The sequence below is a fragment of the Zwartia vadi genome, from assembly GCF_030410375.1.
Taxonomy (GTDB): Bacteria; Pseudomonadota; Gammaproteobacteria; order Burkholderiales; family Burkholderiaceae_B; genus Zwartia; species Zwartia vadi.
On sequence record NZ_JAUHHE010000024.1, the window covers coordinates 1 to 12,900 of the forward strand.

Below are 12,900 nucleotides of genomic sequence, written 5' to 3' on the forward strand. Positions count from 1 at the left end.
CCTTTTAAAAGGACGTTACAAACAACAAAAGCAGCTCGAAAGCTACTTTATTATTGCTCAGGCTAACTCAACACATGAAGTAATTTGGACAAGGTCTGGACTTGTCAGAAAGAAACTCCCAAATGCTGTTAATCAGATTTCTGCCTCTACCTTTGGGCTTCTCTTTTTGAGCAACAAAGCGAAAATACCCCTGTAAACGAACATAACTAAGAGACTTGCGATCTAATGATCTGACAGTTCATTCAGTTTCGACGTGATTTCACGCTTACCCATCTTGCGCACAGCAGAAATGGCCTCCAACTGGCTTACACGGGGTTTGGTTTTGCCCGATTCCCAGTGGTACACGCTCTGCGCTGAGACATCCAGCAGTTTGCCCATTTCAGCAGCGCTGATCCCAAGCTTTTTGCGTAAAGCAGCAAAGCCTTTGGCGCGAAAGCGCAAACCATTTCCTGAAACATCCTCAGTTTCTTGAACTGATTTTGAGTGGCTCGACACCTTGGAGATTATTTTGACAAGCGATTCTAGATCAGCAAGCCTTCGCTTTAGAGAGGCGATTTCGCCACGGTTTGTTGTAAGCGTCTTTTTCAGCGCTTGGGTCTCAGCTTTGACTTCCTTTTTTGCGAGACGACTGACCTCGCCCTTAAATTGATTCGCAAATGTTGGCATGACAGTTCCAAAATATGATGAACTGCGCATTATATCGATTGACTCAAAGGTGTGAAGAACTCCAAGTCATTTATAGAGAGTCGAGTCAACTATTTCAAGCCCTCCGTAACTGGACGCTCAAATGTCATCATTTATAAACTGGCTGGGTCGTCACTTTTCCTAAACGAGCAACTGGCTTGGGAGGCTCAAAAGCCACTGGTTTTTTGGGATTTGGTGCGGGGAATACACGGCGAGGTTGTGGTGGTTGAACTGGAGCCTGTACTGGCTGTACGGGGTATTTCACAGCAGTAGATGTCTGCTTCTTCTCGGGTGCTTTTTTATTGGGTGTGGGAGCGGTATTAGGTGTAACTGCGGGTTTGGGTTTTGGTGGTGCTGCTTTACGTAGTCGAGGCGTACTGGCAGTGGCAGCAGCACGTTGTTGTTTAGCAGCCGCTTCAGCCGCGGCTTCTGCTGAAATCGCTGTCCATGTCGAATCAATAATCCGTTTCAATAAATTCAGTTGGTCTTGTGCGCTAGTAACTTCTCGTATCAACATGTCAATCTCCTGTGTTGTATTTAAGCCTGACGAACAGCAGTTAATGACTAATTTGGTTGTGTCCTTTTAATAAGACATGAATGATGAATCAAGCGTCCCGTTACTGGACGCTTAATTTTTAAACGCATAAAACCTAATCAAAACGCTATACAGGTAGCATCAATTGAGCATTCAGTTCACTTAAATACTCATTGATGGAATATTCAAAAATAAGCCAAATATTAAAATTTGATGTGATTTTGAATTAATACTTGAATCATTGTTAATAATTAACATACCTTAGTTCGCGCTGCTTTAGACCGCTCAATTAAATGCGAATCTTGATAAGTTCTTCTAATTAGATAAGTTGGTCGACGTTTTGCTTCCATGTATGTGCGCCCAACATATTCCCCAAGAATTCCAACGCCAATTAGTTGAAGGCTACCAAAGAACATGATTGCAACGAACAATGACGCATAACCAGGCACATCTACACCGAAAATCAAAGTGCGTATAAAAATGAAAAATCCATACATCACTGTAATGAGAGCTCCAGCTACACCTATGTATGTCCAAAATCGTAGTGGTATGGTGCTGAAGCTTGTAATTCCTTCAAGGGCAAAATTCCAAAGCTTCCAGCCGGAAAACTTTGAACTGCCAGCAGAGCGCGGTTGACGCACGTATTCAATAGTGACCGACTTGAATCCTACCCAAGCAAATAGACCTTTCATGAATCTTTGCTTCTCAGGAAGTAATTTCAGCGCATCCACAACAACACGCGTCATAAGTCGACAATCTCCAACATTCGTTGGAATTTTGATGTGGGAAAGTAAATTGTAAGTATCGTAGAAAGCAGCTGCGCTCAATCTCTTACTGAGGCTATCACTTTTTCTATCTGAGCGTTTAGCTAAAACTACATCTGCGTCGCTATCTTCCCATGCTCGGATAAGCCTGCCAATCAGAGATGGCGGATCTTGCAGATCTGAATCAAGCGGAATCACTAAGTCCCCAATCGCTGTATCTAATCCAGCAGACAAAGCTGCCTCTTTACCAAAGTTACGAGACAATTCAATAACTTTGAAGCGGTGATCTTTAAGGCTCAATGCAACAAGATGACCGAGCGTTCCATCCTTACTCCCGTCATCAACACAAACTATTTCGAATTCATAGCAGCTGAGTTGTTCAATCTCCTGAATCACACTTTCATAAAAATCGAAAACTCCTGCCTCTTCGTTATAAAAAGGACAGACTAGGCTGACTAGTAACTTGACATCCATATTCAAGTCTCCTGAGCCGAAATCAGATAGCTTCCTCTCGAGAGAGATGTTGTTAGCGTCCAGCGGGCGCATACATCACACGCATAGCCTAAGAAATAATTCATTGTTAATCCCCACAAATATGTCGATCAAAATGGTGCTCTGTAACGCATGAATATTTAAACTACGACTGAAGTGAGTGCTCGTGGAGGACGTAACAAACCATCTAAAAATATATCAGGATGCATCTGCGAATTGGCATATCTAATTGTTCTTTCCACCAGAACTGCATCCAACAATTGGAAACGGTCAGTTAAGTTTGAAGGATCAAAATTATCCTGCAGATGTTGATGACTCAACTCTGAAGTATCGATCTCAAAGTGTACTGAGTGGTCTTGATGATGATGGTGCTCTAGCGCTCGATCATGAGAAAAAACTTGATGGATTTGATCTATTGAATCATTCATAGCTCCGCCTACTGCACTCAATCCAAGTTGGCAGCTAAGCAGAACTATTAGCACGAATGAAATCAGTTTTTTCAAGTGAGCATCTTTACTGATCAGAGTAAATTAATTCCAAACGGCTTAAGCAAAATAACCATCACAGAAAAACAAATGACAGTTAATAAAGCTGAGGCGCCCATTGCTCCCCAAAAACCCAGCTTATTCAAAATCCAAGGAAAAACAATAAACATAGGCAAAGTAGGAATCACGTACCAGAATGTGTAGTAAGCGTGATCTGCAATTTTCTCTTGGCTTTGATTCTCAAAAAACATCCAAAAAAGAGTCAGGAATGTCACGAGAGGCAAGGCGGCAATAAAGCCGCCTAACCTATCACTACGTTTAGCCACCTCAGAAATCAAAACAACCAAACCTGCAGTGATAAAGTACTTTGTCAGAATCCAAACCATGTTTAGCTCCAACCAGAGCAACATAGGTTGCTCTGGTACTTTACTGGTGATTATTTACCGGTATGGTTAGCCGCGATGAAATTGCCCGGTGGGGTAAAGAACATAAAAAGATTGTTCTTTGTTTGATCAGGTGCATTTGGATTTGCGAAAGTTACCTTCCACTCCTTACCCTTTTTGCCATCAATGTATTCTATTGATTCATGCTTGACTGGCGCCCAGCTTTTATCGAGCTTGCCACCTTTCACAAGGGCGTCTTTACGTTGGGCCGCGCACTGAGTAATCGTGGATTCTGCAGCAGGTTTTGATCCATGAAAGTGACAGCCATCGCCAGGGCCAGCGTTTGAGGCGAATGGAGCAAAAGTAAAAAGAGAAAAAATAATAGTGCCGATGAGTGATTTCATATTGATTCCTTGAATGTAGTTAAAGGGCGTTGCGACTGTTATCTGTAGTGTTTTGAATGTCCAGATCCTCGTGTACATGGCGATGTTCCTCTGTTGGAAATCTAAATGACTCGCCATTAACATCATGCTGGTACCCATGAAGTTGAGCAAAAAGCAAATAAATGCCAGCAAGAATGAGTCCTAAGTTCGCTACGTAGCTGAATTTCCCAAAGTGGGAAGTTTTTCTCCAGAATGACAGGACAGCTACCATTACTGCCAGTGCTAAGATCTGACCCAATTCAACGCCTAAGTTAAAGCTCAAGATTCTTAGAATCATGTGAACGGGATCATCACCAAGTGGCAGTTGTTGAAGGCGTGTTGACAAGCCAAAACCATGCAACAAGCCAAAAGCAAACACCATCTTGATTAAGTTTGGTGATGACATGTTGAAATGGCGCTGGAATCCACCGTTGTTGTCAAAACCCTTGTAGATCACGCTAACCGCAATGATTGCGTCAACTAACCAGAAATTCCAAGTGATTTTGAAGTAAGTGGCAAAGATTAATGTGATGCAGTGTCCAATCGTAAAGACTGTGACAAACTTCACAATGTCCTTGAAGTTAGTTAGAAAAAATACAACGCCTAGCAAAAAAAGAAGATGGTCATACCCAGTTAGCATGTGACTGGCGCCTAGCATGATGTATTGGATGTAACCACCATCCAACATTCGCTGCTTATCTTCATCGCTGATGCCGTGCGCAAAAGCAATAAGCGGCAAAAGAGCGAGCAACAGCACCCCAAGACGCTGGGGAGAGATGTATCTCATTTAAATTCCTCAATTAGTCAATTGGAAAGCATCGGACATAGTTGTCCGAAAATTCGACTGCCTAGACTAGTTTGCGAGGAGGGCGTAATAGACCGTCTAAAAAGACGCTGGGAGGTTCTTGAGGGTTAAAGGCTATTAACGACTCAACAATTGATGTGGGAGGGAGTGCGTCTGAATCAGGGACCAGAGCAGAAGATTGAAAATGATCAGTTACATGCTGATGAGCTGCGTCACCACCGCCATGATCAAAATGTGTTGCGAATGCGTCGTGGTGGTGATGATCGATGGATTGATCATGAGAAAAAGCTTGATGAACCTCGTTGGACGCATAATTGAAACTTTCAAAAGCTGTAGCCAACGACAGTTGGCAGCTTAAAAGAATCGCAACAAAGGTTGAAAAAAAGCTCTTCATCTTTTGATTATAAGATGGATCTCACATGATTTTCAAAGGAATTTTCTTATGAAAATCAAATATCATGTATTAAGTTTGCTTTTTAATGTCAATACATCAGGAAATTTTGTCAACCGTTTTCTAATACCCAGTAAATAATAGGGATTAGGAAACTATCTTCTTTTCTCATGACTTCTACCAACAAAGCAAAAGTGCTAAGTCAAGCGTCCCGTTACAGAACGCTTGACCTCAACGTTTGAACCCAGAGCGTAGTGCACCGCTGGCAGCTTCGATTTGCGCATCAAGTTCGCCAGCTTCCACAGCTTGCTTGATCACTTGCAAAGTACCTACAAGATGGTCTGCTGCACCAACTTCCACGGTGCTTTTGCCCTTGGCTAATTCCAACTGTTTTGCACCATAGCGAACAGTTAGGCAAATCTTCCCATCTACATTCGTCCACCACATGGGGCGTACACGTCGCTGAATCTCAATGGTCTTGCGACTGCCATCTTCACTGGCAACAGTTTTGAAACGGTTGGTCGTGTATGTCTCACCCTGCTGTTGGGCAAGTGCCAACTGGATTTGATCAGCAAGTTTGCCTGACAGCTTATTGCGGCGGATTTGTATGGGTGCTAATGCAGCTGTACGCTTTGTATTGCTTAACTTCAAGTTTGCGAGTGCGTTCATTTTGATCTCCTGTAAGTGGATGGGGCACACACAAACTGTATTTTCTGATCACGGAGATGGTCGATCAATTTTGCCATAATCACCCTCGAAACTAAGAAATCAGGCTGGATTTTCTATAAAAATATTTGGTTAGGGATAAATAATTGCGAGTTGCTTAGTGAGTTGCATTAGGTTACTTGAAGAAAAAAGTCGCTTGTTACATGTAGTTTGTTGCTTGAAGTTACATGTTGCTTGTTACTGCTGTGGGACAAATGAGTAGCTCTGACCGCAACACCGCTATTCGCGTAACTCCAGTAACCCAGCAACACTTGTCACTCAGTAACTTTCGAGACTCAGTTACTTAGTAACAGGCAACCCGCGACGTGTGACTTCTTTTGATCTCTGCGACTTCTCTTGCAACCAACAGCAACGGGGTAACCCCAAAGCAACCAAATGCAACTCACGAAACTCATCCATTGATCAAAGGAGAAAATAAAATGGAAAAAGAAATCGCAGTTCGTTTATTCGAAAACAAAAGATTAGGCACAACATACGGCAAGGGTCTCTATCGCTCCGCAGTATTCAATGCAAGTATTGAGATCAAAGACCCTCATGTGAAATATTTATTGGATTTTTATCAATATGATCGTTGGCAACACACAGCCGTATCTGATCAGCAGATTGCCATGCTGGATCAAGTCGCTGAGCATTGTTCGGAAACAGACTTGACTAGTTGGGTCACACGCTACAACCCAGCAACGAAAGAAAAAACGCCAGTCCAAGGAATAGCAATATTGGATGATCAAAGCCAAATGCTACGAGTGATTGTGATTGATCCAGATTCAGAAATTGAGGATTCGTGGGTCTTGCCTGTGCGAGCGTGTAGTGTGACACGCAATAATTCCCCCAGCCTAATTGCTACCAACACAGAGTTAGCGCACTGGTAATCGTAAAAAAAAAGCGTCAAAAAAGCCCTACACGCAACGATCCCGCTATTTCGAATACACGAGCAGCTGGGACGATAAATAACAGCGTGTAGGGCTTTTTATTGTGTCTTTGTATTTCGTGGGATAAGAGCCACGAAATACAGCAGATTACAAAAAGTAATAGAAGTACGAAAAGCTTTGGTTCTGCACTTAAACAGCCGCTAAGTCATTGAATTCTGGAGAAAATCACACATGCTGGGTATCAACAAGAAAAAGGTCGTCCAAAAAATAAAAAGAAATTACGCTTATTCCATAGCAATGCTTTGGTTAGGGAAAAAGCCCAAAATGAGCAAACAAGCAAAGACGTTAACGCCACAAGATTTACGCCGCGTACTGGATTACGTAGCAACCCGTCCACACGCAGCTCGCAATCGCGCAATTGTTTTGATTATGTATTACGCAGGACTACGGGTAGGCGAAACCGCAAGCTTGAGGCTTGGAGATGTCGTGGATGCCGAAGGTAAGGTGCGCAGTGAGTTCGTCCTGCGACCAGACCAAACCAAAGGTCGCCAAAGTAGAACTGTGTTCATTAGTGAAAAACTCAAGCGAGAATTGACTGCCTATATTGCTGCTACTAAGACCCTGCACCCCAAGGACAAGTTGTTTTACACGCAAAAGAACATATGTGATGGCTTTAGTGCCAACACACTGACGCAGCATTTATTCTGGATGTATCGACGAGCTGGCATAGCGGGTGCATCCAGCCATTCCACTCGTCGCACCTTTATTACCAACTTGGCAGCACAAGGTATTTCAGTACGTGTATTGGCAAGTCTTGCGGGACATGCCAGCATAGCCACTACTCAAGCCTATATCGACGTTAATGACGATATGAAACGACGGGCAGTGGAATTGGTATAAAAAAACCTGCCAGTGCTTAAGGCACGGCAGGTTATAAGAAGAGAGAACAGGTAATTTTTTTAGAAATCTTTGTTATGCGTGATGACTTTCTTCTTGTTCAAAATACAACTCGTGCAAACATTCATCACTGGTTTCGTCTGACTCTATACCAAAGTAATAAAACTCCAGTGCGTCACGATCTTGTGCGATGGTGAGCAAGATCATTTCGTCTTTGAGATTAAGGTCGCACTTGACCAGTTTCTTATAAACCTTTCCTTCAGGTACATACGAGGTATGTGTCTTAACCACTCTGACAGAAATGTTTGGAAACTTTCTCTCAAGACGCTCCACCCAGTCTGATGCCACTGGTTCTAAGGCATTTTTGATAGTGGATTCAAATTGTTTTGTTTTCATAGCTTTTCTCCTTAAAGTGTTGAACTTCAAGCGTCCCGTTACTGGACGCTTGAAATACCGCTTGATTTAAGCGCCGTTAACCACGGTCAATTTCGGTTTAGTTGCTTGCCAAGGCGGCATAGGCTGACCAGTATTGTGAAGAAACAAAAGCTCGTCCAGCAATTCGAAATATTTGCGCAAATCCCCTGTGTGCTGTTTAGTCACCAAGTAATGAAGCACTTGAGCATCAGGCAATACAAGTCCTTCAGTAGCGAGTATTACTTGCGCACGTTTTACTACTGCTTGAGCAGACAGCGCGGGCATATTAATTTCCGTACAACGTGAGCGAATACTACGATGGACTTTCATGGGTTCATTTGTTGTGATAATGACCATGAGGCTACTGCCGCACTCATCCATGGCTGTCCAAAGCTTATGCGCAGGACCTTTGGACGTATCAAACTCGTTTAGCAGCACAAAGAACTTACCAGCCTCAGAAAAGCTGCTGAGCGCACATGCGTTCTTGAGATATTGGTTTAAGTCAGGCTTGGACAGCAACACATCATATTGCGTATCGTCGACCATGGCATCCACTCCCCCTATAGCTTGAATTAACAGATTTGCTATGGTGGTTTTGGCTGTCCCATTGGGACCCCACAGCAGTACGTGCCCGGTTAACTGTCCACTAGCTACGGCTTGAATACGATTCGCAGTAGCCTTATTGGGATAGATGATCTCGTTGAGGTTTTGAGGTGCGTATTTTTCTTTAACTTTCATGTTATTTCCTTAAATTTTCATAAATGAGTGCGGGAGGTACTCCCCCCGCACTACCGTCTTACGCAGCAACGGCTACCTGATTGACTGTGCTAACTGATCCAGACAACAAGTCCTGTAATTCTTTGTTGACTTGTGCGCTTTTATCGTTTGAGTCAAGGCGCTGACGAGCCATTCGCAACAACAGACCGTTGAACAAACCCTCAGTAATTTCAGAAAGAGCACCAATGATTGAGGTTGTGCCATCAGGATTAGGCTTTGCTAACAAAACGGCATAGTCACCGTGGAGTGGAAGCTCAAGCGTTGCTATTGGCGAAAGAATTGCTTGCTCGACGTCCAATTTGACGACTGTGTGAGCAGAAGCTAAGCGAGCAGCTTTATCTTTTGCCTCTTCGCTTTGAATCATCAAGCGCTTGATTTCTTCGATGCCACCGCATTCTGCGATCCATGCTGGAAGCTCAGCAGCGGTTTTTTTGTGTGACAACGCTGCCATCAAGACATAGGCATAGCCGTGAGCACGTTTACGATCTGAGCCAAACACGAAACGCACAAACATATTGAGTGTCGAAGTGTTTTTTTGCACTTTGACGCCTGCGGTTTTGAGCAACGCAGTCAGCTCTGAACGCAGTGTTTTGCGATTGGACTCGCTTTCGTTGACAAATTTGTTTTCGAAGGTCTCCAAGCATTGCGCAAGCAAAGCGTACAAGCCGTCATTAGCTTTTTTGAAGTCAGTGCTTTCCCAGATTTTGCGCTTTGCAGCAAGACCGTCCAGTGTCTGGACGATTGAAGCTGCGTAAGCAAAGTTTTCTGTGGAGGGAGCGAAAACAGCAGGGGCGGATGATTTGGTCATGGATATCTCCTTAAGTAGACCTGTCAGCTTGGCGTGGCGGAATTGCCTGTTTGTGTTTGCTTCGCTGACAACCAAATCATGACTTGTTAACCGCTAATGATATGATTAAGTAATCACACTGTTAATAATATAAAATATGAATGAAAACAATGAGTTAAATCCTGATGTGATGCCTCCACAGAAGGGATTGCCGCGATTCAGGTATCGCAGCCAAGAAGCAGAATTGGCTGATGCCAGGGTCAGCGTTAGACGCTGGTGGTGGGAGTATTTGCGCCTGAGCAAGGACTATTGGCTGGTATGCAAAACATCACGCAATCGCTTGCGTCCAGAAACCACGGATGAAGGATTAGCCAATATATTCAAGAAGTTCGGCAATGTTCACGACTGCACATTTGATGATTGGTGGCTGGATCGAGGGTCGCGGGTATTCCGTGAGCAACACGAGCCACCCAAGGTCAAGGAAATCCAGCCTCACCCAGAAAATATTGCTCGTGTGCGTCAAGGCAAGATCTTGATTGAGATTCCCTTGGCACTGAGTCGTGTGACCATACAGAGACAGATCAGCCGTATCCTGAAGAAGTATGAAGATCAACGTCCAAATAACAGGCTAGAGATCAGTAGGTCAGAGTTTCCCATCAATCCCGTGCGCTATCGCTTACATACCTTGCAAGTCATGCACGAGGTCTTTTGCCTACACAGGGAGTTAATCGATAAGCCCGCGGCGCTGAGAACTCTGGCTGGCAGTGTTGACGCCAGACGAGACTGGGCAAAAAAGTACGACCATCGTGCTGACCTCTACCGCATTGGTAAATTGCTGCGTATCAGTCCCAGCAATGAGCGGCTAACTGGTGAGCCAAGTGAAATCCGCGCCAAACAAAACCGTATGCGTGCCAGCGTGAGCCGTTTTCTTCGCCGCACTGAACAGTTAATCAGTAATGTTGAATATGGGAAATTTCCTGTGTTTACGCAGCATCAAAAGCCAGAGCAACGTTTCACACAAAGACAGTTGGAGCGACACAGAGAGTTGGAAGCAGATTGGTGGAGTTTGGATTTAACCAGTGAACTGACTGGTAATCGAGTGGAAGCGGCTAGGGGTTTGTATTACTCTGAGCAGGGAAATGACTTTGCTTAAATCAAGCGTCCCGTAACTGGACGCTTGATCAATAACTGCTTAATAATTGCTTTTGGATTTAAAACCTGCCTCAAGCTATGGTGCTCATGATGTACATCCCAGACAATAATTTACATACTGTATGTGGCTTAAGAAGTACTGATATATTTCAATGAATCGACCTATCCACGAAATGTATGTCAAAGATTTCGATTGAGATTATTTAGGATAGAAATCTTCAATCTTAAATTTATGAAGCGAATAAGTGTAATCAGGTAAAGGAACTTGTCGACCAAATGAATCGCAATCTTCTCCACCCGTATGAGGATCACTATCATACTGAATTGCGTTCATCAAACAATCCTCAACACGCACTTCAAAACGCTCTTCATCTACGGTTTCACTATCGTTATCAAATCCATTATCAAAAAAGTCATCACCACTATCTCCACCGTACCATTCAACATCATTGATATCAGACTCAGTGATGACATATTCCTTTTTGATTGGAGATCCATCAATCAAGCTAGGCAATGTGATCGTTACCGTCAAATAAGGCTCTTGTTTTTTCATTTTGTGTCTCCTCAGTTGTCATATTTTTAAAATCATTTGATCTATTGTGTAACCCTTGTTCCAGTCTTTCCCGTATAAGGATTCGTATTGGGCTTAGTAGACCAGTTGTTGGACTTGGATGAATCAGGTGTCGAGCGGCGTGCGGGAGCGACATAAGTGCCGTTCTGCTTGGTATAGCCACGGACACCTGTACTGGTTGCTTTTGATCCTGTACCGTAGCCAGAGGATGTGGATTTAGATGAATAGGATTTCGAGCTATAGCCGCTGGATTTTCTTGCATCAGCAACACTCGATAAAGTGATGGAAAACATCATTGCGATTGCTAACAGGATTTGCTTCACGTTTTCTCCACATTGAAGTCATGCTGTTTGCGCTAATTGTATGGCTGAGAGCAATACAGTTTTTTACTTCTCACCTGATTAATTGTCAAATTTCTTAATATATCTTTTAGGATTAGGGACATTTCCTTTGTCGACTGTCTATGCCAATCACCATTCTTGATGCGGTATCGGAATTGACACAGTGGGCTATCGGCACGACGAAACACAACTACATCACCGTCTCGTAACTGGACGCTTGTAGGTTGTGCGTATTGGAAGCGAAAGAGACGGTGGTGATTTTTGAGAGGTGAGGTGGCAGGGGCGAGATTGTGTAGGCGATCTCGTCTGCGGGACATCAGGTGTTGGATATGGTTTTGCTCATATCGCTATTTTAATTTCTGATTTTATAGAGGTCGACCTGATTTTTAATTCTAATTATTCATTTGCCCACTCATAGATACTTTTTGCAATTGGTTGTGGATCTTCAAAGGCGATAACTTTAAGCCCTTGAGTTTCTAAGCGCCAACTTTGTTCATCAATCAATTTAGACATCTTCTTGAATTCATTTTTTTCGTATTGCACTTCTTTAGCCGTCATAACAAAAAGCGCCGTATCTTTAATATTCTTTAAGCTCGCATAGGTTGCTAAATCGCGACTTGCTCTCAACATGTTTAATTCAACCGTTGATGCTGTTTTGTATACGGCGGATAGAACGGAGCCAGCTTTATTTTCAGGCCTCAAATTGAAGCTCAATGAGTGAGAAGTTTTCCCATTGTCTGATGTAATTAAATGCTGATCATTAACAACTATTTTTTCAAATTCCATACCAGCAATTTTCTTTAATTCATCATTTACAAGCTGCCGAACCTGATTTGTATCGAGAGTCAAAAAGTACCTATTTTCATTTTCCTCATCGGTCGGATTAAGAATCACCATGTCGTTAAACAATCTATTCAAAATGGAGTCTAAGCTGTCTCCAGATGTAAAGTGCCTAGGAGATATTGAGAGTGTGTCAACCTCAAAATTTATTTGATCTAATAAAATTTTTTGTTTGTTTGCTCTTAACAATGTGGCTTCTGCTTGCTTAAGATTCTCTTTTATCGGTGCTATTAATCCCTTTCCGTATATGCATTCGAATTTCGATGTGTCAGTAAGTAAACGGAATGAAAAATGATCAGCTAAATCTTGTACTACTACCCCAATTGAAAATGATTGAGGAATGAAAATACTTGGCTTTAGTTCGATTGTTGCCCAGTAACCTTCGAAAACTTTAGGATTTATATTTTTAAGGTTTTGTCTAAAGTGAGCAAATGGATCTGAGCTTCCCCTGATATTTCGTCTTCCATAAGGGTGACATATTATTAACGTCACTTGAAGGAAGATTAGCTATGAAGATACCTCGCCAGTCATACACCTTGGAGTTCAAGGAGTTAGCGCTCAAGCG

General features: G+C 43.0%; 19 protein-coding genes. 4 read left to right on the forward strand and 15 right to left on the reverse strand.

Annotation, left to right across the window (positions count from 1 at the left end; translation table 11 throughout):
• A partial coding sequence (locus tag QWY27_RS14850; RefSeq protein WP_290199219.1) for a hypothetical protein occupies nt 1-196 on the forward strand: 196 nt, incomplete at its 5' end.
• A 26-nt stretch (nt 197-222) separates the two neighbouring features.
• Here QWY27_RS14850 and QWY27_RS14855 read toward each other — a convergent pair.
• The 9 genes from QWY27_RS14855 to QWY27_RS14895 form a co-directional block, all read right to left on the reverse strand.
• Nucleotides 223-666: a helix-turn-helix domain-containing protein gene (locus QWY27_RS14855; protein ID WP_290199220.1), complete on the reverse strand. Its 444-nt coding sequence runs from the start codon at nt 664-666 to the stop codon at nt 223-225.
• Nucleotides 667-793: 127 nt separating this feature from the next.
• The gene (locus QWY27_RS14860) at nt 794-1,201 is read right to left on the reverse strand and encodes a hypothetical protein (RefSeq protein WP_290199221.1); all 408 of its coding nucleotides are present in this window, start codon (nt 1,199-1,201) and stop codon (nt 794-796) included.
• A gap of 269 nt (nt 1,202-1,470) precedes the next feature.
• A complete protein-coding gene (locus QWY27_RS14865; RefSeq protein WP_290199222.1) occupies nt 1,471-2,457 on the reverse strand; it encodes a glycosyltransferase family 2 protein in 987 nt (328 codons plus the stop codon).
• A 158-nt stretch (nt 2,458-2,615) separates the two neighbouring features.
• On the reverse strand, nt 2,616-2,978 hold the full coding sequence (locus tag QWY27_RS14870; RefSeq protein WP_290199223.1) for a hypothetical protein: 363 nt from the start codon (nt 2,976-2,978) through the stop codon (nt 2,616-2,618).
• Between the two features lie 17 nt (nt 2,979-2,995).
• Nucleotides 2,996-3,370: a DUF3147 family protein gene (locus QWY27_RS14875; protein WP_435433494.1), complete on the reverse strand. Its 375-nt coding sequence runs from the start codon at nt 3,368-3,370 to the stop codon at nt 2,996-2,998.
• 26 nt (nt 3,371-3,396) lie between these two features.
• Nucleotides 3,397-3,747 (reverse strand): DUF6488 family protein, encoded by a 351-nt coding sequence (locus QWY27_RS14880; protein ID WP_290199224.1) that lies wholly within the window; start codon nt 3,745-3,747, stop codon nt 3,397-3,399.
• A gap of 19 nt (nt 3,748-3,766) precedes the next feature.
• Nucleotides 3,767-4,552, reverse strand: a complete 786-nt coding sequence (locus QWY27_RS14885) for a HupE/UreJ family protein (protein WP_290199225.1) — start codon at nt 4,550-4,552, stop codon at nt 3,767-3,769.
• A 61-nt stretch (nt 4,553-4,613) separates the two neighbouring features.
• Entirely contained in the window at nt 4,614-4,964 is a 351-nt protein-coding gene (locus tag QWY27_RS14890) for a hypothetical protein (protein ID WP_290199226.1), read from the reverse strand.
• 228 nt (nt 4,965-5,192) lie between these two features.
• Nucleotides 5,193-5,630, reverse strand: a complete 438-nt coding sequence (locus QWY27_RS14895) for a DUF6641 family protein (protein WP_290199227.1) — start codon at nt 5,628-5,630, stop codon at nt 5,193-5,195.
• Between the two features lie 476 nt (nt 5,631-6,106).
• Here QWY27_RS14895 and QWY27_RS14900 point away from each other — a divergent pair, with 476 nt between their 5' ends.
• Together QWY27_RS14900 and QWY27_RS14905 are read left to right on the forward strand one after the other, a co-directional pair.
• Nucleotides 6,107-6,556 (forward strand): hypothetical protein, encoded by a 450-nt coding sequence (locus tag QWY27_RS14900; RefSeq protein ID WP_290199228.1) that lies wholly within the window; start codon nt 6,107-6,109, stop codon nt 6,554-6,556.
• 324 nt (nt 6,557-6,880) lie between these two features.
• Nucleotides 6,881-7,456, forward strand: coding sequence for a tyrosine-type recombinase/integrase (locus QWY27_RS14905; RefSeq protein ID WP_290199237.1), 576 nt, complete (start codon nt 6,881-6,883; stop codon nt 7,454-7,456).
• A 72-nt stretch (nt 7,457-7,528) separates the two neighbouring features.
• Here the strand turns inward: QWY27_RS14905 and QWY27_RS14910 are convergent, their stop codons facing one another.
• The 3 genes from QWY27_RS14910 to QWY27_RS14920 all read right to left on the reverse strand — a co-directional run bounded on the left by QWY27_RS14910 (nt 7,529) and on the right by QWY27_RS14920 (nt 9,452).
• The gene (locus tag QWY27_RS14910) at nt 7,529-7,849 is read right to left on the reverse strand and encodes a hypothetical protein (protein WP_290199229.1); all 321 of its coding nucleotides are present in this window, start codon (nt 7,847-7,849) and stop codon (nt 7,529-7,531) included.
• Between the two features lie 66 nt (nt 7,850-7,915).
• Nucleotides 7,916-8,605 carry an AAA family ATPase gene (locus QWY27_RS14915; protein ID WP_290199230.1) on the reverse strand — a complete coding sequence of 230 codons (690 nt, stop codon included), beginning with the start codon at nt 8,603-8,605 and terminating at the stop codon, nt 7,916-7,918.
• 58 nt (nt 8,606-8,663) lie between these two features.
• The gene (locus QWY27_RS14920) at nt 8,664-9,452 is read right to left on the reverse strand and encodes a hypothetical protein (RefSeq protein WP_290199231.1); all 789 of its coding nucleotides are present in this window, start codon (nt 9,450-9,452) and stop codon (nt 8,664-8,666) included.
• A gap of 136 nt (nt 9,453-9,588) precedes the next feature.
• Here QWY27_RS14920 and QWY27_RS14925 point away from each other — a divergent pair, with 136 nt between their 5' ends.
• Nucleotides 9,589-10,584, forward strand: coding sequence for a hypothetical protein (locus tag QWY27_RS14925; RefSeq protein WP_290199232.1), 996 nt, complete (start codon nt 9,589-9,591; stop codon nt 10,582-10,584).
• 198 nt (nt 10,585-10,782) lie between these two features.
• Here the strand turns inward: QWY27_RS14925 and QWY27_RS14930 are convergent, their stop codons facing one another.
• The 3 genes from QWY27_RS14930 to QWY27_RS14940 form a co-directional block, all read right to left on the reverse strand.
• Complete coding sequence (locus tag QWY27_RS14930) at nt 10,783-11,136, reverse strand: hypothetical protein (protein ID WP_290199233.1); 354 nt, start codon at nt 11,134-11,136, stop codon at nt 10,783-10,785.
• A 41-nt stretch (nt 11,137-11,177) separates the two neighbouring features.
• Nucleotides 11,178-11,477 (reverse strand): hypothetical protein, encoded by a 300-nt coding sequence (locus QWY27_RS14935; RefSeq protein WP_290199234.1) that lies wholly within the window; start codon nt 11,475-11,477, stop codon nt 11,178-11,180.
• Between the two features lie 414 nt (nt 11,478-11,891).
• Nucleotides 11,892-12,827, reverse strand: coding sequence for a hypothetical protein (locus QWY27_RS14940; protein ID WP_290199235.1), 936 nt, complete (start codon nt 12,825-12,827; stop codon nt 11,892-11,894).
• Between the last annotated feature and the right edge of the window lie 73 nt (nt 12,828-12,900).

What these genes read in the sequence shown, in the direction of transcription:
- QWY27_RS14920 (WP_290199231.1), bottom strand. Translation starts at nt 9,452, where the DNA reads ATGACCAAATCATCCGCCCCTGCTGTTTTCGCTCCCTCCACAGAAAAC.
- QWY27_RS14885 (WP_290199225.1), bottom strand. Translation starts at nt 4,552, where the DNA reads ATGAGATACATCTCTCCCCAGCGTCTTGGGGTGCTGTTGCTCGCTCTT.
- QWY27_RS14915 (WP_290199230.1), bottom strand. Translation starts at nt 8,605, where the DNA reads ATGAAAGTTAAAGAAAAATACGCACCTCAAAACCTCAACGAGATCATC.
- QWY27_RS14875 (WP_435433494.1), bottom strand. Translation starts at nt 3,370, where the DNA reads ATGTTGCTCTGGTTGGAGCTAAACATGGTTTGGATTCTGACAAAGTAC.
- QWY27_RS14930 (WP_290199233.1), bottom strand. Translation starts at nt 11,136, where the DNA reads ATGAAAAAACAAGAGCCTTATTTGACGGTAACGATCACATTGCCTAGC.
- QWY27_RS14895 (WP_290199227.1), bottom strand. Translation starts at nt 5,630, where the DNA reads ATGAACGCACTCGCAAACTTGAAGTTAAGCAATACAAAGCGTACAGCT.
- QWY27_RS14860 (WP_290199221.1), bottom strand. Translation starts at nt 1,201, where the DNA reads ATGTTGATACGAGAAGTTACTAGCGCACAAGACCAACTGAATTTATTG.
- QWY27_RS14890 (WP_290199226.1), bottom strand. Translation starts at nt 4,964, where the DNA reads ATGAAGAGCTTTTTTTCAACCTTTGTTGCGATTCTTTTAAGCTGCCAA.
- QWY27_RS14855 (WP_290199220.1), bottom strand. Translation starts at nt 666, where the DNA reads ATGCCAACATTTGCGAATCAATTTAAGGGCGAGGTCAGTCGTCTCGCA.
- QWY27_RS14900 (WP_290199228.1), top strand. Translation starts at nt 6,107, where the DNA reads ATGGAAAAAGAAATCGCAGTTCGTTTATTCGAAAACAAAAGATTAGGC.
- QWY27_RS14925 (WP_290199232.1), top strand. Translation starts at nt 9,589, where the DNA reads ATGAATGAAAACAATGAGTTAAATCCTGATGTGATGCCTCCACAGAAG.
- QWY27_RS14865 (WP_290199222.1), bottom strand. Translation starts at nt 2,457, where the DNA reads ATGGATGTCAAGTTACTAGTCAGCCTAGTCTGTCCTTTTTATAACGAA.
- QWY27_RS14910 (WP_290199229.1), bottom strand. Translation starts at nt 7,849, where the DNA reads ATGAAAACAAAACAATTTGAATCCACTATCAAAAATGCCTTAGAACCA.
- QWY27_RS14880 (WP_290199224.1), bottom strand. Translation starts at nt 3,747, where the DNA reads ATGAAATCACTCATCGGCACTATTATTTTTTCTCTTTTTACTTTTGCT.
- QWY27_RS14905 (WP_290199237.1), top strand. Translation starts at nt 6,881, where the DNA reads ATGAGCAAACAAGCAAAGACGTTAACGCCACAAGATTTACGCCGCGTA.